This is a genomic window from Bacillus cereus group sp. MG9 (assembly GCF_040459995.1).
Classification (GTDB): domain Bacteria; phylum Bacillota; class Bacilli; order Bacillales; family Bacillaceae_G; genus Bacillus_A; species Bacillus_A mycoides.
In genome coordinates, this window is sequence record NZ_JARVHC010000001.1 from 5,352,308 (window position 1) to 5,376,185 (window position 23,878).

Below are 23,878 nucleotides of genomic sequence, written 5' to 3' on the forward strand. Positions count from 1 at the left end.
TTTACATAACGGAACGTCAAATATACAAAATTAGTTACAAAAATAGGCAGACGAAATACAAAAAGCTGCTTCTTAAATACGAAGCAGCTTTTTAAGTTCTTTTGCATATGTACGGCTAACCGGGACTTTGGATCCCTCTTTCATAATTAAGTTATAAGTCGAATTAAACCACGGCTGTATCTCAGAAATATGATTAATATTAGCAACGAAACTACGATGAACACGCATAAAAATTGTTTGTGGTAATTTCTTTTCCAAAATGACAAGCGTATCATGTGTTACATATGTTTCTTTCATTGTTTTTACAGTTACTTTCCCATCTACAAGCCCTACATAAATAATATCTTCAATGTTAACAAGTACAATTGATTCCTCAATTGGTAATGCTAATTTATGCATCTCGGCCGTTACATCTACACTCTTTACATCTTGCTTTGTTTCTAACTTTATTTGCTTTTGTTTTTTATATTTCTTTAATGTCTGTACGATACGTTCTTCATCAAATGGCTTTAAAATGTAGTCTAACGCATCTACTTCAAATGCTTGCAATGCATATTGATCATAGGCAGTAGCAAACACAATTGAAGGTGGATTTTTCATTTTCTTTAATATATTTGCGATTTCAAATCCATTATCATCAGATAACTGAATATCTAGAAAAACAATATCTGGTTTGTTTTTCATTAATTCTTCTAATGCATCCTCTACACAATCCGCCTCACCAATTATCTCTACTTCTTTTGTTTTCTCTAATAAATATTTCAATTCATCCCGTGCTAACATTTCATCATCAACTACTAATACTTTTAACACTCCGTTTTTCCTCCTCTACTTTTTTCGGAATCACAAAGAGGATCTTTGTCCCTTGCTCTAATTCACTTTCAATTTGAAGCATTGTCTCTTTCCCAAATAACCCGATAAGTCGTTCATTAATATTATATAAGGCTGTTCCCGTCCCTTTCTTTGATGGAACTACCATTTTTCCTAATTCCTCTAGACGTTCACTCTCAATCCCTTGTCCATTATCCTTTACTTCAAAGTGAACCATCCCTTCTTTTTCAAACACATGTACCTCGACTTGGCACACTGGCTGCTTTTTCGGAAAAGCATGGCGCAATGCATTTTCAACTAATAGCTGAAGCACAAATGGTGGAACTAAAGTCACCTTTAGTTCCTCTTCAATGTACATCTTCACTTCATACTTATTCGGAAACCTCGCTTGCTCTAACGATAAATATGCATGTACATGATTCAACTCTTGTTCTAATGGAATAAGTAATTGTCGTGCCCCTTGCAAATTACAACGAAAATAAACGCTAAGCTGCAATAATAATTTTCTCGCTTTCTCTACATCTGTTCGGCATAAAGCTGATACTGTATTAATTGCATTAAATAAAAAATGCGGATTGATTTGTGCTTGCAACGCTTTTATTTCGGCATCTTGCAATAACTTACTTTGTAACTCAGCTTCACCTAACTCAAGCTGTGTGGAGAATATTTTCGCTAGCCCTTCCGCTAACTCTTCTTCAACACGACTTAATTGATTAGGGTTTTTAAAATAAAGTTTTAATGTTCCTATCGTATTTCCATGTGAAGTTAATGGAATAACAACTGCCGCTTGTAATGGACACCCTTCATGTTGACAATTAATAATCTCACGTGATTTTGCCTTCATTATTTTCCCTGTTTTTAATACTTCTTTTGATAAACCTGTTATTAAACTGTGTGAAGGAATATGATGATCTGATGCTAATCCAACGTGAGCTAAGATTTCCTCTGTATCTGTTAAGGATACCGCATCTGTTCCCGTAAAGCGGTGAATAATTTGTGCCACATGTTTACAAGACTCTTCTGTTAACCCTTGGCGGAAATATGGTAACGTCTTATCAGCAATTCGTAATACTTTATGCGTTTGCAAAGCTTTTGCGTTTTCTTCTTGTCGTAAAATAGCTAGTATCATCGAAAGTAAAATGAAACTGCCAAAACTATTTACAAGAATCATCGGTAGCGCAATTGTTTTTACAACACTAAGTCCATCTTCTATAATTAATAGAATCATAAGCATTTCTAAAGTAACGATAAAAACACTTAAAATCGCAGAAAATTTAGGCGTAATTACACGATTATATTTTTTGAAAATGTATCCAATATACCCCGTTATAACACCTGCTAAAATTGATGAGATTGCACAACTGAGCGCTGTCGTCCCGCCAAGCATATAACGGTGAATACCCGCAATCGATCCCACTCCAATACCGACGATAGGACCACCAAGCAATCCACTAATTCCAACACCCATAATACGTGTATTCGCAATTGTACTAGATGACGAAACACCTTGTAGCCAATTTTCTTTCATAATTGTATTCCCGGCAATTTCAATTCCTGTGTAATTGCTTACAATTGTAAACACTGAAAAAATACAAATAAGCTTAAGCTTATCTACATACCCATCTTGTCTATGAAGAAGGCGCCTGAACGTTTTAATATGAGAAAGTAAAAATCCTAAAATAACAATAAGTCCGACACGTTCAATCATCATAAGTACTAAATTTAGCATCTGTGATTCATTCCTTTTTATATGAGTTAGTTTTATTATGGGAAAATAATGAAGTGGGCGTCAAGAAGAATGCAATATCTTTTGAAATATTTCACACATAACTATCCCCTCTTTATTTGACAATCTAACAGAAGAGTGCTAAAAATAAAGTAATATAATACAGTCCTTTAACCCAACCCCGTGAGGTTGAGAAGGAAGTCGGAATATACTATACGTATGGTCTTTTTTAGGGATACGTATGCTTTTTTGGCCTTCTCATCATATCAGGTGAGAAGGCCTTTTGTTATTCTTCCATAGCGACTGTAGAAGAAAATAAGGAGGAGTAATGATGAACGTCACTACTGATGTACAATCAACAACAGAGGAAACGAAGGAGAAAAGATATAAAACATTGTTTGGTTCTGCGCTAGGATATGCAGCAGAAGGTTTAGATATGTTGCTCTTATCTTTCGTACTCGTCTACATTTTAAAAGAATTTCATTTAAGCCCTGTTGAAGGTGGAAACTTAACATTAGCTACCACAATAGGAATGCTAACCGGGTCTTATTTATTTGGATTTATTGCTGATTTATTTGGGCGTATCCGTACGATGGCCTTCACAATCTTACTATTCTCACTAGCAACAGCACTTATTTATTTTGCAACAGATTATTGGCAATTATTAATTCTTCGCTTTTTAGTTGGAATGGGGGTTGGTGGTGAATTCGGAATTGGAATGGCCATCGTAACTGAAACATGGTCTAAAGAAATGCGCGCTAAGGCGACATCCGTTGTTGCACTTGGATGGCAATTTGGCGTACTAGTCGCTTCACTCCTTCCGGCATTTATCGTCCCGCATTTTGGATGGAGAGCTGTTTTCTTATTTGGACTCATTCCCGCTCTATTAGCTGTTTACGTTCGCAAAAGTTTAAGTGAACCGAAAATATGGGAACAAAAACAACGATACAAAAAAGAATTGTTACAAAAAGAAGCTGAAGTTAATTTAACAACCACTGAAGCAGAACAACTAAAGCAAATAAAAAAGTTCCCACTTCGAAAGTTATTTGCCAATAAAAAAGTAACGATAACAACCATTGGTCTTATTATTATGTCATTTATCCAGAACTTCGGATATTATGGAATTTTCACTTGGATGCCAACTATTTTAGCAAATAAATATAATTACACGTTAGCAAAAGCGAGCGGTTGGATGTTCATCTCTACAATCGGCATGCTAATTGGAATTGCAACTTTTGGTATTCTAGCCGATAAAATTGGTCGACGTAAAACTTTTACAATCTATTATGTCGGTGGTACTATATACTGTCTCATTTACTTCTTCTTATTCACAGACTCAACATCATTGTTATGGGGAAGTGCATTGCTTGGATTCTTTGCCAATGGCATGATGGGGGGATTCGGAGCAATTTTAGCTGAAAACTATCCTGCTGAAGCTCGCTCGACAGCAGAGAACTTTATTTTCGGTACAGGACGTGGGTTAGCTGGATTTGGACCTGTTATTATCGGCTTACTTGCTGCAGGTGGTAATTTAATGGGAGCATTATCTCTCATCTTCATTATCTATCCAATCGGTTTAGTTACAATGCTATTATGTGTCCCAGAGACGAAAGATAAAGTATTAGAATAGATTGAAACTGTACGAAATATTTATCCAAATACTGTCCCCTCAGGAAAAGTATTTGGATAAATAGCAAAGAGGAAGCATCTCAAATGAAATGCTTCCTCTTCTTATATAAATACAATTATTTATTTTGATTTACTAGCTTTTTGGAACAAGAAGCTAGTTTTATCTTCTTCTTTTACAATACCTTGTTTTAACGCTAATTCCCCTGCGACTTTAGGCGCTAGCCATAGCATTGGGAATAACAGAATAGATACCGGAACAGCCGTCACTACAATGAAGGATTGTAAGGCATTAATACTTCCCTCACCCATATATAAAAGAATCGCCGCAACTGCGCCCATAATAAGCGACCAAAAAACTCGCAAACTAATTCTAGGATCTCCATCTCCAGTCACTGCCATTGAAATCGAATAAGCCATTGAATCTCCTGTTGTCACTACAAATAAAATTGTTAATAAAAGAAATGCAGGTCCAATAATATTAGATAGTGGCAGTTGCTCTGTAATTGCAATCATAGCCGCTGGCATACCAGATTCACTTAATGCGGTCGAGATAGAACCAGGATTCATTAACTCATAAAACACACCTGATCCCCCTAGTATAGTAAACCAAAACGTTGTAATAATAGGTGCAATAATTCCAATTGCAACGATGATTTCTCGGATTGTTCTTCCTCTTGAAATTCGGCTCACTAAAATTGCCATCATCGGTCCATATCCAATAAACCATCCCCAGAAAAAGATTGTCCACGATCCTAACCAAGCTGTATCACCACGATATGTGCTCATTGGAATAAATTCATTTATATAAAACCCAAACGAAGAAACAAATGAATCGATAATAAATCCACCTGGTCCAAATAGTAATACAAATACCATTAATAGAACTGCTAACCTAACATTTAAATTACTTATAATTTGAATCCCTTTATCAATTCCTGTTACCGCAGATATAGTAGAAACAGCTACTACACAAACAATAATGGCTAATTGAGTAGTAAACACATCAGGAATGTTAAACAATGCTTGTAACCCATAACTTGCTTGTAGTCCTAAAAATCCAATTGGACCAATCGTCCCTGCAGCTACCGCAATAATGGCAAATACATCGATCATTGTTCCAAGCCAACTCTTTCGCAATTTCTCTCCAAAAATAGGATATAAAAGCGTTCGAGGTTTTAAAGGCATATCTTTATGATAATGCCCGTACATCATAACTACCGCACTAATTGTACCTAAAATCGTCCAAGCCAGAAAACCCCAGTGCATATAACTTTGTGCTAAAGCCGGCATTACCGCTTCTTTCGTTCCAGCAGTTATACCTTCATGTATTGGTGGCACCGTCATCAAATGGTACATCGGCTCTGCGGCTGCCCAAAAAACGCCACCTCCGGCAAGTAATGTAGACATAATAATAGCGAGCCATTTTGTCGTACTAATCTCAGGTTTTTCTAGTCCCCCAAGTTTAACTCTCCCATATTTCGAAAACGCCATACACATTGCAACAACAAATGTACCAATTAATAAAACCTGCCAAAAGGCACCAAAATATTTAATTGAAGCTGCAAAACTGCTATTAATGGCTCCCTCTACGTAACTTTTATTTAAAATAACTGCAATTACAAATAATAAAAGTGAGCCACCACTGATAAGAAATACAGGCCAATCCGTTTTTCGACTCTTCATCCTCATTTACACTTCCTCCTTCCTCAGCAATCTAAAAAAACAACTTTATTATGTTTTCTTGTTTACACCCAAAACACAATGATTATATAAGCATAATAATTCATCAATTTCCTACACACTTATGTTGTCCCTAAAAATATGCTAAATCCCTTATTTAAAAGAAATTTTCTATTCCTATTACATAAAAAAGCAAAACAAAAGACCTTATATTTCTATAAGGTCTTCGAAACAGAAATTTGATTATAACATAAGGAACTCCTTGGTTCAAAAAGTCCTTTCCAAAAATAACCGATAGTAAAGGCTTCCATTTGCTACGTAACAGTAATTAAAAAAAATTATATTTTGCAGAAAAAAAAACTATACTAGCTATTATTTATGAAAGAAATTCGGCTTCAAAATTTCATTTGGATACGGTTTATGATAAATATGAGTGGTAGCTGGCGACAACGGTGGAATGAGCCACACCCAATTACCTGTTACAACCCGTCCACATGCCGCTTCCTGCTTCTCAAATTGTTGAAATTGTTGTGCAGCTGTATGGTGATCCACAATACTAACTCCTTGTTTTTTAAAAGAATGTAAAACAGCCACGTTTAATTCAATTAGCGCTTTGTCTTTCCATAACGTACCGTTTCTCGATGTATCGAGCTTCATCATCTCCGCAACAGCCGGAAGTAAATTATAGCGATCATGATCCGCTAAGTTACGAGCCCCAATCTCCGTTCCCATATACCATCCATTGAACGGGGCTGCCGTATAAGAAATACCGCCAATTTCTAAGCACATATCTGAAATCATTGGAACCCCATACCATTTTGCTCCAAGTGACGAAATCGGGTATTCTGGGTGTTCAATTGGCACTTCTTTTACTTCTTCTCTCGGAATTTCTTTATATATAGGTGCCTTCCCGTTTATAGAAAACACAAGTGGCAATACATCGAAATTCGTACCTTCTCCTTGCCAGCCAAGTTCCTGACAAAAATCTGTAAACGCAGTGGAATGAGAGTCACCAATCACTCCCATTTCTGTTTTATATCCTGCATATCGAATCAATTGGTGATTATAAATTCGTATATTATTTTCTTCACCTTGATATTGCTTAAAAATTGTAATTGTCGGTTTAACTTTCCCATCGTTCGTTGCATATTTAATATGATGAATTAATGCATTGTATACACCTTCCTCATCATTTACTTCACGTGCATCTAATATGTGCATCTTACTCCAAAATAGTCTTCCGATACATCGATTACTATTGCGCCATGCCATTCGTGATCCATGAACAAGTTCTTCAAATGTATGCTCATACGTCCCCGTCTTCTCTATCTCAACTTGAATTTCTTTTATTCTCTCTTCTATGAATTGTTCTTTATTAAGCTCTTTATAGCAAACCGTAATAAAATGACTCGCTTCCTCTATTAATTGTTTCGTTTTACTCATAAACGATCTCCTTCTATTTCAACAAAACGTTACTACTTTACAGTATAAGCAAAAAGAATAAGAGTCACAAATGAAAGTCGAAGTGTTACTTTTATTGTAATATTTTTCAGAAAATTAAAGAGATTACTATTGACTTGTATAAAAAATAGGTGTATTTTTGACTCAGGTAAATTATTTTTACCTAGACCAACTTTTTTTAATAAGAAAGAAGGGAATGTTATGTCTTCATTTCAATTGCCAAAGCTTTCATATGACTATGATGAACTAGAGCCATATATCGATAGCAACACGCTTTCTATTCATCATGGAAAGCACCATGCGACATACGTAAATAACTTGAATGCCGCTTTAGAAAACTATACGGAATTACATAATAAATCTTTAGAAGAGTTACTATGTAATTTAGAAACTTTACCAAAAGAAATTGTTACAGCTGTCAGAAATAACGGTGGTGGACATTATTGTCATAGTCTTTTTTGGGAATTAATGAGCCCGCGAGGTGGCGGTGAGCCTAATGGAGACGTTGCAAAAGTAATTGATTATTATTTCAATACCTTTGACAACTTAAAAGATCAACTTTCCAAAGCAGCTATTAGTCGTTTTGGAAGTGGCTATGGATGGCTTGTTCTGGACGGTGAGGAACTTTCCGTTATGAGTACACCCAATCAAGATACACCTTTGCAAGAAGGTAAAATTCCATTACTCGTCATCGATGTATGGGAACACGCCTATTATTTAAAGTATCAAAATCGGCGTCCAGAATTTGTTACCAACTGGTGGCATACGGTGAACTGGGACCGGGTAAATGAAAAGTATTTACAAGCAATTCAATCACAAACACATTAGTCGTACGTATAAGGTAAATTTGGTAATGTAAAATTAGTATTGTCGAAATCCTCCAGAATCCCCCGGATTGCCACCGGGGGATTTATGATTATTTCATTGTATTTATGTAATAACGTAAAACTTTTTCCGTCTCTAATTTCAACTCTCGGAACGGGAACCCTAATTCACGAGCCTTTCCATTATGTAACGTACAATTAATCACTTCATTATAAGGAGCTATATTATCTCCTACTTCTTGAATGAGCGCTTTTATCCCGGTATTCTCTTCTATGAAACGAATAACTTCTCTGGTAGAAACCACCCCGTTACTACAAGCATTAATTGGCCCTTCTATGTTTTCCATCCCGCACCAAGCTAAAAACTGTCCTGCTTCCTTTTCATGTATAAATGACAACTCTCCATCTACATGATCCACAACGATAGACTCTTGTTTCACAACATGTTCAACGTAAAATTGTAATCTTTTCGTATAATCGTTTTCTCCAATAACGACGGGAAATCTTACCGCAACGACTGGGAATGTTGCATGTTGAAATAAAACTGCTTCAGCTAATCGCTTGCCTTCACTATAATTGAAATCATTCCTACCTCCATACGTAATTGTATACTCGTACGGATTGAAGTTTTCTTCTAATAGGCCTAACGCAGGCTCATAGACAGCCATTGAAGATGTCATAATGTATTTCTTCGTTTTTCCTTTTAGCACTTCACATATTATCTTCGCTGCATTCGAGCTATAGCATAAATTATCGTATACGATATCATAACTTTTACCTTCAAAACGCTCTTCTAGTAGCCTCTCATCTTCTCTATCTACAATCAGTCTTTTTACTGCACTTCCAAAGGGATCTTCAGTAACTCCCCTCGTCGCAATCGTTACATCATGTCCAGCTTGCAACAGTACTTCTACTAAATGTTTACCAAAAAATCTTGTTCCCCCTAGCACCAATACTTTTTTCACCTTCATCATCCCCGTTTTTACAAATTGTAAAATACTACCTCTATTATTATAAACGCTAAAATAAAAAAACATGGAATCAGTTTAACGATTCCATGTTTTTTCTACACACGATACATTAACGTACTCGATATTTAAAAATACAATAGCAGCAATATAAAATAGAAATTACTGATACATAAACCCATAGTTCATATATGAATCCCTCGCCCCATACTCCCATAAAATAAAAGAGTGAAGGCAACGTCAATGTTACCCACGATTGTACAAAAGCAATTCTGCCAAGATATTGATTGATATTCTTTTTTTGTGCATTTAATACAAAGAATAAATACCAAAGTAATGCCCACATAAACCATGTTAACGCATTAACAACATCGTGGAATTGAACAAATGAAACAACCATATAGAATAAAGCAATAATTGCTACCCAAATACAGAACCAGCCTAGTCCACTACTATCCATTCCTTTAATAAAAGTAACGCCTACATATAAATAAGTTAAACCAAATAAAAAAGTAGCTGCATATGAATATACCGTCCAATTACTTTGATCAGAAATCATAATTAAATAAAACGGTATAATAATTTGTAACGCTCCTACAAATAAATTAAAAACACCTGCACTTTTCATCTCTACTTTGCCTAATATGACAAGACTATTTAAAAATAAAGCTGCACCTGAAAGTAATAATCCTACGTAACCCATATATATTCGTGTGAAAATCTTTCCCTTTCACACTTTTAACCTCCCCACAATATAAAGTGATACTTTATCCTGCATTAACGAGCAGTACAACCCCCACCTCAAAATTCAGCTAGAGCAAAGAAGTTAAGTGGGAGATCAACTGCCCGTAAAGCCCGATTGGTGAAGGCCAATAATCAGTGGGGATGAACAACCCCCACCCACTGATTAAAGTTTCACTTTATTATTTTTCTTCCTATTTAAAACTACATACATAATTTTTAACCTGAATAAGTTAGACTTCCTACCTTAAAAAATAACAAATTTAAAACGCTTTCAATAATAAATAACCCTATCAAAACATGAAATAGGATTCCTTGATTATAAACGTACTCTAACAATGATACAAGTGTTGGAATACTTTTCAATACTACGTTTTGAATTTCTATAAAAAATTAGTAGAATGATACATTTTCCCTATCTCATTCTATTAATTTTTTGCATAGAATATCGTACACTCATATTAATTTAGAAAGGTTTGATATTTATGCCTCTTCATTATCCAAATCATTTTGTTTTTCACTCCACAGGTGTATTAACAAGAGAGCCCGCAACTGTTTCAGCAGTAGTAAACATTGTAAATTTAGATGCATATTACACACACCATGTAACTATAGAGGTTTGGGATTGGTCTAACTATTCTAATCCTGTAAAATTACCTGTACTACTTGGTGAAAATACGGAAGTAGCATTCCCATATATTTTACAAGGCAACCACTTAGCAGTTTTTTATGCTGATTTAGATGACTCTATTGATTTGTATGAAATTCGTATTTCTTATCCTGGCCACTCCAATATTGTTGCAAATTGTTTTGGGCGAAGTATCCCGCCATATACAAGCCAAGAAGGTAATACAGTATACCATAAACAACTCGTTCGAATTCATTAAATCTCCCCCTATTATGTGAAAGGGGCTGGTCAGTAATAAGATTATCTTTATAAGATAATCTTATTACTGACCTAAAGCGTGATAGTCAATCTTGATAGTTTCTCATTTTGAACACTTGCTATTTATATGAAGAAAGTAGTGGATCCTTCTTAAATTACTTTTGGATGTGGAGATCTATGTTCACACCAATAATTCAAATTTTACAAATTGATTTTCCTGAATTAGATCTTATTCATTCTGTATCGACAGGGTATGGTGGATTGCTTGGTGCTGCAATTAGTGCCAAGTCCGATATACCATTTATTCTAACTGAACACGGTATTTATTCTCGGGAGCGTGAAGAAGAAATACTACAATCTACTTGGATACCAATTGAATATAAAAAAAGATGGGTTTCTTTCATCACTTGTCTCATCAAGCATATGAACAAGCCGCTGATGTAATTACGTTGTTCGGCCGAAATAGTGCATATCAAAAAGAATTAGGTGCTCCGGCCCATAAACTAAAAATCGTTCCAAATGGCGTTACTTTATCTGACTATAAAGGGTTACGTAAACCAAAATACAATTCGGATAAACTCATCATTTCCGCTATTATACGAGTTGTGCCAATTAAAGATGTAAAAACAATGATTTATGCAGCTAAATTATTATTAGAAAAAGATATTCCATTTATATACTTACTAGGTCCTGATACAGAAGAAGCAGAATATGCTCAGGAATGTCGTGATTTAATTCAACAATTAGGATTAGAAGAGCATGTAATAATGACCGGCAAAGTAAATATTAAAGATTACTTAAAACAAACAGATATTCTCGTATTAACAAGTATATCTGAAGGACAACCATTAGCCTTGTATTATAAAATTGTGATGCTATTTTTATTTTTAGCTTTAAACATCATTTGGATTCAATCCATTTCTTTAACAGCAGCTAAAGATTATCAGTCCATCGCTCTTGCATTTTTAATTGGTTCCATTTTCTCCTTATCTGGAATTGCACTTATCGCTTACTGGCATCCAACACTTGGAATAGAACACGGATTAGCCCTATTACTTTTAATTTCTTTTACAATCGGGACTTTCATTACATTAGTGTGGTTAAGTATAGTTATTGTACGAATGTTTCCAAATAGTGATGCTACTGAACAATTTACCTTTCTTTCTTATTTAGATAAATATCCAGAACTATTTTGGTCAAGCTTACTTTACAATATTGGCATTTGGGTATGTAACTTTGTTATTTGGTTCGGAGAAGGGCGAGGAAATATTGAAAACACGTTTATTTATCATCAAATTTATGATACATCTGTTTTCTGGGCCTATTTAAGCATTATCCCAACCTATATTTTCTTCGTAGTATCCATTGAAACAAGGTTTTATGAACGGTATAAGAAGTTCTTCGGTTCAGTTAACAATGGGGCGACATTAAATACAATTTTACAATTAAAAGAATCAATGAACTTTGTCCTAAAGCAAGAAATGGAACGAATACTTCGTAATCAAGGTATTTTTTCTTTACTTATTATTTTTATAATATGGATGTTTAGTTCACAATCTGGGAACGTAACACTTGAATACTCTATTTTGCAGCTGACTATAATTGGTGCTTATGCAAACGGGATGGTCCTTGTTATCACGTTACTACTCTTATATTTTGAAGATCGTAAAGGGGCATTTCAAACATCAGCCCTGTTCTTTTCTGCAAATTTGTTATTAAGTCTTCTTCTACTTCCATTTGGGTTCAATGGTTACGGTATTAGTTTTGCACTCGGATCTTCTATTACATTCTTATATGCTATTTCTAGACTCTTTACTTACATTAAAGATATTGATTACTATACGTTTTGTCAGTCAAATACTCCTATAAAACGGCGAACTTTCTTTACTAAATTTGCTAATAAACTTAATGGAAATCAATAAATAAAAATGACCTTTTGCTCCCGCAAAAGGTCATTTTTTTATCTGTTTATTAAACTTCTAGATAGCCATTTTTGTTATTTGATTGCCATCTCCAAGAGTCTGCACACATCTCTTCTAATCCGCGTTTTGCTTCCCATCCTAATTCACGCTTCGCTTTCGATGCATCTGCAAAACATACTGCCACATCGCCAGGTCGACGCTCCGTAATTTTATAAGGAACTTCTTTTCCCGAAACCTTTTCAAATGCTTCAACCATTTCCAACACACTATAACCAGTACCTGTACCGAGATTGTATGCATCTATCCCAGTAGTGCCAAGTACCTTTTCAAGCGCCTTTACATGGCCATTTGCTAAGTCTACAACATGAATATAATCACGGACACCCGTGCCATCTTTTGTTGGATAGTCATTTCCAAATACACTTAATTCCTCTAACTTCCCTACTGCTACTTGCGTTACATATGGCATTAAGTTATTTGGAATTCCGTTTGGATCTTCTCCAATACGTCCACTTTCATGTGCACCAAATGGGTTGAAATAACGAAGTAATGCAATACTCCATCCTGCATCCGCAAATGCTACGTCACGCATAATTTGTTCAATCATTAATTTCGTTTGACCATATGGATTCGTTGCACTTAATGGAAACTCCTCCGTAATTGGTGATGTTTCTGGAATACCATACACTGTTGCAGACGAACTGAAGATCATCTTCTTCACATCATGCTTCTGCATCACTTCACATAGCACTAATGTGCTTGTAATGTTGTTATGATAATATGTTAACGGAATTTCTACTGATTCCCCTACAGCCTTAAAGCCTGCAAAGTGAATAACAGCTTCAATTGTATTTTCTTCAAAAATCGTATCAAGTGCTTCTCGATTTAAAATATCTTCTTTATAAAATTTAAACTGTTTTCCTGTTATCTCTGTCACTCGATTTATAGACTCTACTGAGCTATTCGAAAGATTATCTACTACTATAATTTCGTAACCGTTTTTTAGTAATTCTACGCATGTATGACTACCAATATATCCTGCTCCACCTGTTACAAGTATTGCCATAATTATAGTCCTCCATATTTCATTCATTATAAACTTCTCAAAGTATATCACATATTTCTTATCATATGTTTATTATGCGAACACAGAAACTTACATTTTATCCCATGATTTTTTGTACAATACACGATTCAAATCAGGTAATAAAAAAACGCCACATAACAGACATCGCGTGGCGTTTTTTGATCAAATTACGTAACAATATACACTTAGAAAATGTGCAAGACTACCTAACAATACAAAAACATGAAAAATTTCATGGTGTCCCATATATTTAAACTCCAACCATTTTGGCTTCGCACCGTAAATAAACCCACCAATTGTATAAAAAATACCTCCAAGTACTAAGAAAATAATACCTCCTGTACTTAGATTCTCAGCTAGCGGTGCAAAGAATAGAACAATTAACCAACCCATCAGAAGATAAATTGCTGTCGATAACCATCTTGGACAATTAAACCAAAACATTTTAAAAGCAATACCACAAATTGCCGTTGCATAAACTAAACAAAATAATAGTAAACCATTTGCCGAATTTAATGTAATTAAGCAAAAGGGTGCATATGTACCTGCAATTAATATGAAAATCATAGAATGATCTAGCTTCCTAAAGAAATAAATAACACGTTCACTGGCTACGACACTATGATACACAGCTGATGCCATATAAAGGACCATCATCCCGATACCGAATAAAATAACAGCTGTAATTGCAGCAACAGATGGCACCTTAACAGAAACTTTCACAAGCATAGCTAATAATGCAATAAATGATAATACAGCTCCTCCTAAGTGAGTAAATGCATTAACCGGTTCTCTTACATAAACATTCATATAAACACCCCTCATATAATTACATGTAGTTTTCATAACTACATGTAATTATATACATATTATCCGTGCGGGTCAACATTTACAATTCATTTGTTTCGTAATACCATATTTAAAGATATACTAAACATTAAGTTCCACTAAGTTATAAAAGTGAGGGGTTCTACGTGGAAAATATAAATAAATTACTTGAATCATTACATTTAGAAAAAAGTATTAAACTTGAGGATATCCCAAATGTCGACTTATATGTAGACCAAGTTGTCCAACTATTTGAGAATACTTATGCGGATACAACGAGAACTGATGATGAAAAAGTATTAACAAAAACAATGATTAACAATTACGCAAAAGGGAAATTATTCATCCCTATCAAAAATAAAAAGTATTCAAAAGAACATATGATTTTAATCAGCTTAATTTATCAATTAAAAGGAGCTCTTTCCATTAATGATATAAAAAGCTCCTTAGAAAATATAAATGCACCGTTAATAAACGATGATACATTCGAATTAAATACTCTATATAAAGATTACCTTTCTCTTACTGACACCAATGTGGAAAGCTTTAAGCAAGACGTGAATAACCGTGTTAAGGAAGTAAACGAGGTTTCTTCCTTAGAAGATCCAAAGCTAGAAAAGTTTTTATTACTAACATCCTTCGTGACTATGAGTAATATGTATAGACGTTTAGCAGAGAAACTAGTTGATGACCTCAAAGAAACTTAAACAAAAAAACTATCCACCTGTTAGAGGTGGATAGTTTTTTTGTTTACTTAATTGCTTCATGAACCTTTAATTGTTTCCCTTTAATCGTTGTATTTTTCATATTTTTTAAAACAAGTGGTCCTTTTCCATTTAATATTTCAACGTAAGAAACATTGTCTTGTATTGTAATAATTCCTATATCTTCTGCTGTAACACCTTTAATTTTAGCAATTGTACCGACGAAATCTACCGCCCTAATTTTCTTTTTCTTCCCGCCATTAAAGTACAATTTCATAATTCCTTTGTTTAGGTCTGCATTTTTATCTTTCTTTATAATTGGTTTAGCATGTATCTTTTCCTCAAATACTGCTTTCCCTTTCATAACTTCTTCTTTTGAAGGTGCAAGTGCCTTTGGAATTTCAAAGCCAATGTACTCCTCAATCTCTTCTAAAAATCTATTTTCATATGGCGTCATGAATGTAATAGCTTTCCCGTTATTACCAGCTCGTCCCGTTCTTCCCGTACGATGTACATAACTTTCTTTTTCTAATGGAATATCATAGTTAATAACATGTGTAATATTATCAATATCAATTCCTCTAGCAGCTACGTCTGTCGCTACTAAATAACGGAACTTTCCTTTTCTAAAATCGTCCATAACTTCAAAACGATCTTCTTGTACCATACCACCATGTATTTTGTCACAAGGATAGTTAACCCGCTTTAACTGCTGAAATACGTGATCTACATTTTCTTGCGTACGGCAAAAAATAATACAACTATCTGGATTCTCAATCGTTGTTACATCTTTAAGAAGTGAAAGCTTCTCCTCTTCTCTCATCTCAAAAAGTGTATGTTCAATTTTATCTGTTGTAATCCCGGTAGCCTTAATTTCAATATGCGTTGGCGAATCCATATACGTACGAGATAACTTTTCAACATCTTTTGGAAGTGTTGCTGAAAATAGCATTGTCATTCGTTTTTTAGGTAATTCGTCAATAATTGCCTCTACTTGATCGATAAAACCCATATTCAGCATTTCATCCGCTTCATCAATAACTAAATACTTCAAACACTCTAAAGAAAGGGTACCTTTTTCAATATGATCTAACACACGGCCAGGAGTCCCAACTACAATATGTGTTTTTTGCTTTAACTCTAATTTTTGACGTGCAAATGGAGATTTACCATAAACTGCAGCGGCCTTAATTCTTTTGAAACGACCTATATTCGTAATATCTTCTTTTACTTGCACCGCAAGCTCTCTCGTCGGTGTTAAAACTAAAGCTTGTGGCTTATTCTCTTCCCAATCCACCATTTCACAAAGTGGTATGCCAAATGAAGCGGTTTTTCCACTTCCAGTCTGTGATTTCACGACAAGGTCTTTCTTTTGCAAGGCAACTGGAATAACCTCTCCTTGCACTTCCGTTGGATGTTCATATCCTAAACCAGTAAGTGCTCTTACAATTTCTTTACTTAATGCATAATCGGTAAAACTTTTTTTACTCATATATTAACCTCTTTTTATTCTGTATTATTTTCTTTTTTCGCTTTTTCTATCAATGAATCATCATATACCTTATTATCACCTTATTCATTATACTTGAAAGCTCACATAAAAAGGCGAATCATTCGTGATTCGCCTGACTAAACAAAAGGATCTTCTATTTTAAAAACTTTTTAAAAATATTATTCCATATTATTCTGCCTTCTGACCGGTAATAACACTTTCTTTCTTCGGCTTCTCTTCTATTACTTTTTCTTCCTTACGGTTCTCATCTTTTGTTTTATCTACATCTACTGCCCTCGGCACACTCTGTATAATTTGTTCATTCGCATTTTGATAATATATTTTAAACTGTTCTTTCCCTTTCGTTTCCCTAATAATTACGTTAAGTTGCTCTTTTACATCCGCAAACTTCTGCTCGTTTTTCAACTCCTCTACTTTAACTAGCATTTGCTTATATTTTTCTTCCTCATCTTTTTGATTAGCTAAAACTTCTCGTTTTTCTTTTGCTTGTTTGGCTAATATAACTGAACTAGCAGAATCATTTTCAATTTCCCTCAATAACGAAATTGCTCGGTCTATATTACTTCCCTGTAATGCTTCAATCATTTTATTTATTTGTTTGATTCACCTTCAGCCTTATTTCCCGATCATCCTTCTTTTCTTTTAACGCTAATTCAAAAGATACGACTGCTCTATCGTATTCTTTATTTTCCAATGCTAAATCTCCTTGTTTCTCTGCCTTATCAAATGCATCATTATTGCTACATCCGGCAGTAACCAACAAAGTTATTCCTATTATTAGTATTAACTTTTTCATAGTATTTCCCCAGCCCCCTCGCTCAAAATAAGAGGCATACATACAATCTTATGCAATTATCGCAACTTTCCTTACTTTTTTATAAACGAACATTATGCATAATAAATCTATTTAAATTCGTTTTTAACGTTATTTTTAAAATGTATTGGCTTCTTTTCAAAAAAACGTTAAGAAAATCTTTGACTTCTTACTGAAAATGATGTAAATTATCCTATGGACGAACATTTTCAATCAATAAAAATAAAATATTCGTATTTTAGGGGTGTAAATGATGGAAAACGTATTTGACTATGAAGATATTCAATTAATTCCTGCAAAATGCATTGTAAATAGCCGATCTGAATGTGATACAACTGTCACTTTAGGAAAACATAAATTTAAATTACCTGTCGTACCTGCAAATATGCAAACGATTATTGATGAAAGAATCGCAACTTATTTAGCTGAAAATAATTACTTCTATATCATGCATCGTTTCCAACCAGAGAAACGAATTTCATTCATTAGAGATATGCAATCACGTGGATTAATTGCTTCAATCAGCGTTGGTGTTAAAGAAGACGAGTACGAATTCGTACAACAATTAGCTGCTGAGCAACTTTCACCTGAATACATTACAATCGATATCGCACATGGTCACTCTAACGCTGTGATCAACATGATTCAACATATTAAAAAACATTTACCAGAAAGCTTCGTTATCGCTGGAAACGTTGGAACTCCAGAAGCGGTAAGAGAATTAGAAAACGCTGGCGCTGATGCAACAAAAGTTGGCATTGGACCTGGTAAAGTTTGTATTACTAAAATTAAAACAGGCTTTGGAACTGGCGGTTGGCAGCTAGCTGCACTTCGCTGGTGTGCAAAAGCTGCAAGTAAGCCAATTATCGCTGACGGTGGTATTCGTACACATGGCGACGTAGCTAAATCAATTCGATTTGGAGCAACTATGGTTATGGTCGGTTCTCTATTCGCAGGTCATGAAGAGTCTCCAGGGGAAACAATCGAAAAAGATGGCAAACTTTATAAAGAGTACTTCGGTTCAGCTTCTGAATTCCAAAAAGGTGAGAAGAAAAACGTTGAAGGTAAGAAAATGTTCGTTGAGCATAAAGGTTCTTTAGAAGACACTTTAATCGAAATGGAACAAGATCTTCAATCTTCTATCTCTTACGCTGGTGGAACAAAATTAGACGCAATTCGTACTGTAGATTATGTAGTCGTGAAAAACTCTATTTTCAACGGTGACAAAGTATATTAATCTATAAATTTAACTAGAAGGACAAGCATTTTTTATGCTTGTCCTTCTTTTTCATGTATAAAAATGTAAAATATTTTCATTTCACTGAATTTTCTAGTATCATGTTTTTAGATACTTATAATAAGGGGGATATAACAAATGAAAAATGTAATTGAGAAACGCCTTATTCGCGCGGAAGTCTCTACTGAATTGACATGGGACCTTTCTGATTTATACGAATCTGATAAAGAGTGGGAAACTGCATTACGTGTATTAACAGACGATATAAAAAAACTTGATGCATTTAAAGGACAATTACACACTAGCCCCGCTACCTTATTAAATTGCCTACTTTTAGAAGAAGAGCTTTTAATGAAGCTAACAAAACTCGGCGCATATGCAAATTTAAAAGAATCCGCTGATCGTACAGATTCAGTTATTCAAGCGAACTCTTCCAAAATTTCCGCTCTAGGAACGAATATACATACCGCACTATCCTTTATTCATAACGAAATTCTCTCATTTGAGGAGGGAACAATTGAAAAATATTTAACTGAGGAAATAAAACTTGAACCTTTCCGTAAATCATTACTAGAGATACTCAAAAAGAGGCAGCACACTCTCTCTCCTGAAACAGAAGAAGCTCTTGCTGCACTCGGCGAAGTTCATAGTTCACCCTACAAAATTTACGGCATGACTAAATTAGCCGATATGTATTTCCCTTCTATACAAGATGAACAGGGAAATGATTTGCCTGTATCGTTTGCATTATTCGAAAGCAAATATGAGTTTTCTCCAAGCGCATATATACGTAAAAAAGCATATTCATCATTTGTTTCCACATTGAAACGATATAAAAATACAGTTGCAACAACATATGCTACTGAAGTAAAAAAACAAGTGGCGCTTTCTCGTTTGCGCAAGTACGAGTCCGTTACCCATATGCTTTTAGAACCTCAAAAAGTTCCACTTGAAATGTATAACAACCAACTAGATATTATTTATAACGAATTAGCGCCTCATATGCGCCGTTTTGCAGATTTAAAAAAGAATGTATTAGGGCTTGATCAAATGCTTTTCTGTGACTTACATGCACCGTTAGATCCTGAATTTAATCCAACAATCACTTACGAAGAAGCTGGCAAACTCATTCAAGATTCTTTAAAAGTATTAGGAAATGAATATAGTTCCATTATCGAAAAGGGCTTCAAAGAAAGATGGATAGACCTTGCAGATAACGTAGGAAAATCAACAGGTGCCTTCTGTTCTAGCCCATACGGTTCTCACCCTTATATTTTAATTACATGGCAGGGTACGATGCGCGGGTGTTTCACATTAGCTCATGAATTTGGACATGCTGGTCATTTTTATTTAGCAAATAAAAATCAGCGTATTATGAATGTGCGTCCATCTATGTACTTCGTTGAAGCTCCATCAACAATGAATGAATTACTATTAGCCCAGCATTTACTTGCGACTACTGAAGATAAGAGAATGCGCAGATGGGTTATTCTGCAACTACTCGGCACATATTACCACAACTTCGTTACCCATCTACTTGAGGGAGAATATCAAAGAAGAGTATACGCTCTAGCAGAAGAAGGGCAAGCACTCACAGCTACAACTTTAACTGAAATAAAAACGAAGGTCCTTTCGACATTCTGGGGAGATTCCGTAGAAATTGATGAAGGCGCCGGTTTAACATGGATGCGTCAACCTCACTATTATATGGGCTTATATTCTTACACATATTCTGCAGGACTAACTGCTTCTACCGCTGTAGCTCAAATGATTAAAGAAGAGGGACAACCTGCTGTTGATCGCTGGCTTGATGTACTCCGTGCAGGCGGTACAATGAAACCACTTGAATTAATGAAACACGCTGGAGTAGACATGTCAAAACCAGATGCAATCCGTAAAGCCGTTTCTTACGTCGGTTCCTTAATTGATGAATTAGAACGTTCTTATCAAGAATAAAAATAAGCCCTCGCTTTATGAGGGCTTATTCTATATTTACTTTCCAAATCTTTTGCGGTATCCGCACTTTCTACATAGTTCTTCTACTGCAACCCTTTTTGAAAATCCATCTACAATATTGTTCGCTCTTTCGCCTTCAATAATATTAGAGAATGAATCATTATTAATATTTCCAAGATTAATAATTCCCTCACCATCTAGACAACAAGGAATAACCGTTCCGTTCGCTAAGATTCCAGCCTGATTTCGAAGACCATGACAGAATCCTTTTCCATCATCCTCTTCTTCATGCAATGCCGGCCACTGGAATTCATAGTCCTGATTAATAAAGACACGTTCCGCAATTTTTATACCTTTTCCCGGTGTAAGCTTCTCTTCAATTTGATAAGATAGATCAAACTCATTTTCAATTATAGATAATAAATCCCTATTTTTTTGGATTTCAGCATTTGTTTTATTATCCTGAGTTAAATTCCATAATCTTAGTGAAACGATTAAGTCCGATTGACTTGTTGCCTCTCTAATGAAAGAAAGTATACTCCTTACATAGCCCTCTTTATCTTGCGAACCTGGGTGTCCATCAAAACTGTGCAGTGAAAAATTCATTTGTCTTAACGCAGGCTTATTTAACAGTCTATGCCTTCTCTTATTAATTAACGTTCCGTTCGTTGTAATATTAACTTTAAACCCTTTTTCATGGCTTAAATCTAATAGTTGATCTATTTTCGGATGGAGCAACGGCTCACCCTTCACGTGCAAATAAATGTAGTCTGTGTGAGGTTTAATTTGGTCTAATCTTTTAGCAAAATCCTCTACAGAAATGAATTGCTTCTGCCTTTCCGTCGGCGGACAAAAGCTGCACGCAAGATTACATACACTCGTAATCTCCAAGTAAAACTTCTTAAACTTCTTCACCTTTAATTCCTCACTTCTATGACTACTTATACTTTTTCCCTCTTCATATTACAGCATATTTTTTTAGAAATAGAAACATACTTATTTTAGGAAATCTACATACCATCTATTAATGTTTAAAAGACCATCGGTGATTTTTGTCCAATGGTCTTTTTTACTCTTTATATACAAATGAAAAATTTATTTATGATACGGTTCACCACGATTAATCCGAAACGCTCTATACACCTGCTCAAGCAATACTAATCGCATTAATTGATGTGGTAATGTCATCTTCGAAAAAGAAAGAGATTCGTTTGAACGCTTCATTACTTCAGAACTAAGCCCCAGTGATCCACCAATTACAAATGTGATCTTGCTCTTTCCATATGTAGCAAGGCGATCTATACTTATCGCAAATTCTTCTGATGATTTTTGTTTTCCTTCTATAGCTAACGCAATGACATGCGTATCATCAGAAATTTTATCCAGTATACGAATACCTTCTTTTTCTTTTACAATTAACATTTCTGCTGCACTTAAATTTTCTGGTGCCTTTTCATCTGGCAATTCAATTACTTCTACTTTTGCGTAAGAAGATAATCGTTTTAAGTATTCTGCTATACCTTGTTTTAAGTATTTTTCTTTTAATTTTCCGATTGAAATAATCGAGATATTCACATTTATTCCCCACCTTACAAACACGTTATCCACAGGACTTATCCACATATCCACAAATGTTACCCACATATTGTGTGAGAATCTGTGTTCGATACAACATATGTCGCCTCATTTTGACAAAATTCACATGTTTTTTTCTCTTCTTCAGAGTTATCCACATTGTTAATAACCGGTGCGACTTCACACTCATCCACAATGATATCTAATGCTAATTCAACATGTTCTAAACAACAAGGTAAATTCATATTCCTCACCTCACTTTTCTACAATAGAAAACAGGAGGTAGGCCCTCCTGTTTTTAATACTTTTGAATGCCTAATTTCACCGTTGTTGTCGCTCGTTTTGTACCACGATAAAACGTAAGAGTCATTTTATCATTAATTTTTTTATTATATAAGGCCGTGCGGAACCCAATAATATCGTGCACCGCTTTTCCATCTACCGCCACAATAACATCATGTTCTCTAAGACCCGCATCCGTACCTGGCGAAGGACTTTTCACATCTAAAATGCAGACTCCTTCTGTTACGTTACCTGGTAAGTGTAATGTTTTTGACCAATAGTAACTCGGAATCTCATTTAATGATCTTAGTTCAATCCCAACGTAAGGTCTTCTTACTTTACCGTACTTTTCTAGTTCATTCATAATAGGAACAGCTCTCGTAACTGGAATAGCTAATCCAATTCCTTCTACTTCTTTTGCTGCAATTTTCATTGAGTTAATACCTATTAATTGTCCCGCTACATTTACAAGCGCTCCACCACTATTACCTGGATTAATTGCCGCATCTGTTTGCAATACTTCTACTTGCCAATCGTAATGTCCATCTTGATCTAAATCTACAGGAACAATACGCTCATTAGCCGAAATAATACCTTGTGTGACAGTTCCGGAAAATTGTAACCCCAGTGGATTTCCAATCGCAATAACTGGTTCTCCTCTACGAACGGTATTAGAGTCGCCAATTTCAATCACTTTCTTCACATGCTTCGCATCTATTTCTAGTACAGCTAAGTCCGTGACTACATCGGTTCCTAATACTTTACCTGGAATTTTCTTACCGTCACTTAAGCTCACTTCAATACGATTCGCCCCAGCAACAACGTGGTTATTCGTTACAATATACGCATGTCCATCTGTTCTCTTATAAATCACACCAGAGCCTGTACCAGCTTCCGAATCAGCCTCCGAAAAATTGTCTCGTTGAATATTAATAACACCAACAACAGCCTCTGAAGCACGATCAACAGCGTCTACAAAGCTAATCTGTTTAACAGGAACATTTCCACTTTGAGCTTCAGCCATATTTTTTTCACTTGCTTCAGCTTGCGGAAGCTTACCCGCATGATTTGAAAATAAAGGAGCTCCAAATGCAAATAATGAAGCCCCTACAATCGTCCCCGCTATGCTAGAAATGACAATACCTTTATGTTTCTTTTTGCCTGCACGTTTAATACGATATTTTTCTTCATCAATAAAGGACATATTTGTTCAC

At 35.1% G+C, this 23,878-nt stretch carries 23 protein-coding genes; 8 read left to right on the forward strand and 15 right to left on the reverse strand.

The annotated features are described in order from the left end of the window. Positions 1-72: 72 nt before the first annotated feature. Together QCI77_RS27535 and lytS are read right to left on the reverse strand one after the other, a co-directional pair. Positions 73-813 carry a LytR/AlgR family response regulator transcription factor gene (locus QCI77_RS27535; protein WP_002130151.1) on the reverse strand — a complete coding sequence of 247 codons (741 nt, stop codon included), beginning with the start codon at positions 811-813 and terminating at the stop codon, positions 73-75. Beyond that, entirely contained in the window at positions 791-2,560 is a 1,770-nt protein-coding gene (gene lytS, locus QCI77_RS27540; protein ID WP_113770246.1) for a two-component system sensor histidine kinase LytS, read from the reverse strand. The genes QCI77_RS27535 and lytS overlap by 23 nt, the downstream gene beginning before the upstream one ends. A 328-nt stretch (positions 2,561-2,888) precedes the next feature. On the opposite strand from lytS, the gene QCI77_RS27545 reads away from it, so the two are divergent. Beyond that, a complete protein-coding gene (locus tag QCI77_RS27545) occupies positions 2,889-4,187 on the forward strand; it encodes an MFS transporter (protein WP_353825736.1) in 1,299 nt (432 codons plus the stop codon). A 119-nt stretch (positions 4,188-4,306) separates the two neighbouring features. On the opposite strand, the gene QCI77_RS27550 is transcribed toward QCI77_RS27545, so the two are convergent. Both QCI77_RS27550 and QCI77_RS27555 read right to left on the reverse strand, forming a co-directional pair. Beyond that, positions 4,307-5,875 (reverse strand): BCCT family transporter, encoded by a 1,569-nt coding sequence (locus QCI77_RS27550; protein ID WP_002089904.1) that lies wholly within the window; start codon positions 5,873-5,875, stop codon positions 4,307-4,309. A 363-nt stretch (positions 5,876-6,238) separates the two neighbouring features. Then, the gene (locus QCI77_RS27555) at positions 6,239-7,309 is read right to left on the reverse strand and encodes a nitric oxide synthase oxygenase (RefSeq protein WP_002089906.1); all 1,071 of its coding nucleotides are present in this window, start codon (positions 7,307-7,309) and stop codon (positions 6,239-6,241) included. A gap of 219 nt (positions 7,310-7,528) precedes the next feature. Between QCI77_RS27555 and sodA the strand changes: the two genes are divergently transcribed. Continuing rightward, positions 7,529-8,155 (forward strand): superoxide dismutase [Mn], encoded by a 627-nt coding sequence (gene sodA / locus QCI77_RS27560; RefSeq protein WP_002068665.1) that lies wholly within the window; start codon positions 7,529-7,531, stop codon positions 8,153-8,155. A gap of 88 nt (positions 8,156-8,243) precedes the next feature. On the opposite strand, the gene QCI77_RS27565 is transcribed toward sodA, so the two are convergent. Both QCI77_RS27565 and QCI77_RS27570 read right to left on the reverse strand, forming a co-directional pair. Next, entirely contained in the window at positions 8,244-9,188 is a 945-nt protein-coding gene (locus tag QCI77_RS27565) for an NAD-dependent epimerase/dehydratase family protein (protein ID WP_353825737.1), read from the reverse strand. 43 nt (positions 9,189-9,231) lie between these two features. After that, on the reverse strand, positions 9,232-9,822 hold the full coding sequence (locus tag QCI77_RS27570) for an AmiS/UreI family transporter (RefSeq protein WP_061673851.1): 591 nt from the start codon (positions 9,820-9,822) through the stop codon (positions 9,232-9,234). 523 nt (positions 9,823-10,345) lie between these two features. Here QCI77_RS27570 and QCI77_RS27575 point away from each other — a divergent pair. From QCI77_RS27575 to pelG, 3 genes are all read left to right on the forward strand, one after another. Then, on the forward strand, positions 10,346-10,747 hold the full coding sequence (locus tag QCI77_RS27575; protein WP_002143948.1) for a hypothetical protein: 402 nt from the start codon (positions 10,346-10,348) through the stop codon (positions 10,745-10,747). Between the two features lie 164 nt (positions 10,748-10,911). Then, complete coding sequence (locus tag QCI77_RS27580; RefSeq protein ID WP_353825738.1) at positions 10,912-11,190, forward strand: DUF3492 domain-containing protein; 279 nt, start codon at positions 10,912-10,914, stop codon at positions 11,188-11,190. Beyond that, a complete protein-coding gene (gene pelG, locus QCI77_RS27585) occupies positions 11,154-12,668 on the forward strand; it encodes an exopolysaccharide Pel transporter PelG (protein WP_353825739.1) in 1,515 nt (504 codons plus the stop codon). The genes QCI77_RS27580 and pelG overlap by 37 nt, the downstream gene beginning before the upstream one ends. A 49-nt stretch (positions 12,669-12,717) precedes the next feature. Here pelG and galE read toward each other — a convergent pair whose 3' ends face one another. Together galE and trhA are read right to left on the reverse strand one after the other, a co-directional pair. Further along, positions 12,718-13,734: a UDP-glucose 4-epimerase GalE gene (gene galE, locus QCI77_RS27590; protein WP_002035009.1), complete on the reverse strand. Its 1,017-nt coding sequence runs from the start codon at positions 13,732-13,734 to the stop codon at positions 12,718-12,720. A gap of 183 nt (positions 13,735-13,917) precedes the next feature. Next, on the reverse strand, positions 13,918-14,565 hold the full coding sequence (gene trhA / locus QCI77_RS27595; protein WP_353825740.1) for a PAQR family membrane homeostasis protein TrhA: 648 nt from the start codon (positions 14,563-14,565) through the stop codon (positions 13,918-13,920). A 164-nt stretch (positions 14,566-14,729) separates the two neighbouring features. Between trhA and QCI77_RS27600 the strand changes: the two genes are divergently transcribed. Then, entirely contained in the window at positions 14,730-15,290 is a 561-nt protein-coding gene (locus tag QCI77_RS27600; RefSeq protein ID WP_002035007.1) for a DUF1836 domain-containing protein, read from the forward strand. A 43-nt stretch (positions 15,291-15,333) separates the two neighbouring features. Here the strand turns inward: QCI77_RS27600 and QCI77_RS27605 are convergent, their stop codons facing one another. The 3 genes from QCI77_RS27605 to QCI77_RS31005 form a co-directional block, all read right to left on the reverse strand. Then, complete coding sequence (locus QCI77_RS27605) at positions 15,334-16,779, reverse strand: DEAD/DEAH box helicase (RefSeq protein WP_353825741.1); 1,446 nt, start codon at positions 16,777-16,779, stop codon at positions 15,334-15,336. 189 nt (positions 16,780-16,968) lie between these two features. Continuing rightward, a complete protein-coding gene (locus QCI77_RS27610; protein WP_483298988.1) occupies positions 16,969-17,385 on the reverse strand; it encodes a hypothetical protein in 417 nt (138 codons plus the stop codon). 1 nt (position 17,386) lies between these two features. Further along, positions 17,387-17,596: a hypothetical protein gene (locus tag QCI77_RS31005; protein WP_232301875.1), complete on the reverse strand. Its 210-nt coding sequence runs from the start codon at positions 17,594-17,596 to the stop codon at positions 17,387-17,389. A gap of 271 nt (positions 17,597-17,867) precedes the next feature. Here QCI77_RS31005 and guaC point away from each other — a divergent pair, with 271 nt between their 5' ends. Beyond that, on the forward strand, positions 17,868-18,851 hold the full coding sequence (gene guaC, locus QCI77_RS27615) for a GMP reductase (protein WP_002068771.1): 984 nt from the start codon (positions 17,868-17,870) through the stop codon (positions 18,849-18,851). Positions 18,852-18,989: 138 nt separating this feature from the next. After that, positions 18,990-20,807 (forward strand): oligoendopeptidase F, encoded by a 1,818-nt coding sequence (gene pepF, locus QCI77_RS27620; protein ID WP_353825742.1) that lies wholly within the window; start codon positions 18,990-18,992, stop codon positions 20,805-20,807. Positions 20,808-20,843: 36 nt separating this feature from the next. On the opposite strand, the gene QCI77_RS27625 is transcribed toward pepF, so the two are convergent. The 4 genes from QCI77_RS27625 to QCI77_RS27640 form a co-directional block, all read right to left on the reverse strand. Further along, positions 20,844-21,722, reverse strand: a complete 879-nt coding sequence (locus QCI77_RS27625) for a radical SAM/SPASM domain-containing protein (RefSeq protein ID WP_002016446.1) — start codon at positions 21,720-21,722, stop codon at positions 20,844-20,846. Between the two features lie 180 nt (positions 21,723-21,902). Beyond that, a complete protein-coding gene (rlmH, locus tag QCI77_RS27630) occupies positions 21,903-22,382 on the reverse strand; it encodes a 23S rRNA (pseudouridine(1915)-N(3))-methyltransferase RlmH (RefSeq protein WP_098635884.1) in 480 nt (159 codons plus the stop codon). A gap of 59 nt (positions 22,383-22,441) precedes the next feature. After that, on the reverse strand, positions 22,442-22,627 hold the full coding sequence (locus QCI77_RS27635; protein ID WP_001052825.1) for a CxxH/CxxC protein: 186 nt from the start codon (positions 22,625-22,627) through the stop codon (positions 22,442-22,444). Positions 22,628-22,680: 53 nt separating this feature from the next. Next, positions 22,681-23,868 carry a S1C family serine protease gene (locus QCI77_RS27640; protein ID WP_002035000.1) on the reverse strand — a complete coding sequence of 396 codons (1,188 nt, stop codon included), beginning with the start codon at positions 23,866-23,868 and terminating at the stop codon, positions 22,681-22,683. Positions 23,869-23,878: the final 10 nt, after the last annotated feature.

Bases quoted from the DNA above. Each gene is read 5' to 3' on its own strand.
- QCI77_RS27640 (WP_002035000.1), bottom strand. From the start codon at position 23,868: ATGTCCTTTATTGATGAAGAAAAATATCGTATTAAACGTGCAGGCAAA.
- QCI77_RS31005 (WP_232301875.1), bottom strand. From the start codon at position 17,596: ATGAAAAAGTTAATACTAATAATAGGAATAACTTTGTTGGTTACTGCC.
- sodA (WP_002068665.1), top strand. From the start codon at position 7,529: ATGTCTTCATTTCAATTGCCAAAGCTTTCATATGACTATGATGAACTA.
- QCI77_RS27575 (WP_002143948.1), top strand. From the start codon at position 10,346: ATGCCTCTTCATTATCCAAATCATTTTGTTTTTCACTCCACAGGTGTA.
- trhA (WP_353825740.1), bottom strand. From the start codon at position 14,565: ATGAATGTTTATGTAAGAGAACCGGTTAATGCATTTACTCACTTAGGA.
- pepF (WP_353825742.1), top strand. From the start codon at position 18,990: ATGAAAAATGTAATTGAGAAACGCCTTATTCGCGCGGAAGTCTCTACT.
- QCI77_RS27635 (WP_001052825.1), bottom strand. From the start codon at position 22,627: ATGAATTTACCTTGTTGTTTAGAACATGTTGAATTAGCATTAGATATC.
- QCI77_RS27545 (WP_353825736.1), top strand. From the start codon at position 2,889: ATGAACGTCACTACTGATGTACAATCAACAACAGAGGAAACGAAGGAG.
- lytS (WP_113770246.1), bottom strand. From the start codon at position 2,560: ATGCTAAATTTAGTACTTATGATGATTGAACGTGTCGGACTTATTGTT.
- QCI77_RS27605 (WP_353825741.1), bottom strand. From the start codon at position 16,779: ATGAGTAAAAAAAGTTTTACCGATTATGCATTAAGTAAAGAAATTGTA.
- QCI77_RS27580 (WP_353825738.1), top strand. From the start codon at position 10,912: ATGTGGAGATCTATGTTCACACCAATAATTCAAATTTTACAAATTGAT.
- QCI77_RS27570 (WP_061673851.1), bottom strand. From the start codon at position 9,822: ATGGGTTACGTAGGATTATTACTTTCAGGTGCAGCTTTATTTTTAAAT.
- QCI77_RS27555 (WP_002089906.1), bottom strand. From the start codon at position 7,309: ATGAGTAAAACGAAACAATTAATAGAGGAAGCGAGTCATTTTATTACG.
- galE (WP_002035009.1), bottom strand. From the start codon at position 13,734: ATGGCAATACTTGTAACAGGTGGAGCAGGATATATTGGTAGTCATACA.
- QCI77_RS27550 (WP_002089904.1), bottom strand. From the start codon at position 5,875: ATGAGGATGAAGAGTCGAAAAACGGATTGGCCTGTATTTCTTATCAGT.
- guaC (WP_002068771.1), top strand. From the start codon at position 17,868: ATGGAAAACGTATTTGACTATGAAGATATTCAATTAATTCCTGCAAAA.
- QCI77_RS27565 (WP_353825737.1), bottom strand. From the start codon at position 9,188: ATGTTTTTTTATTTTAGCGTTTATAATAATAGAGGTAGTATTTTACAA.
- QCI77_RS27610 (WP_483298988.1), bottom strand. From the start codon at position 17,385: ATGATTGAAGCATTACAGGGAAGTAATATAGACCGAGCAATTTCGTTA.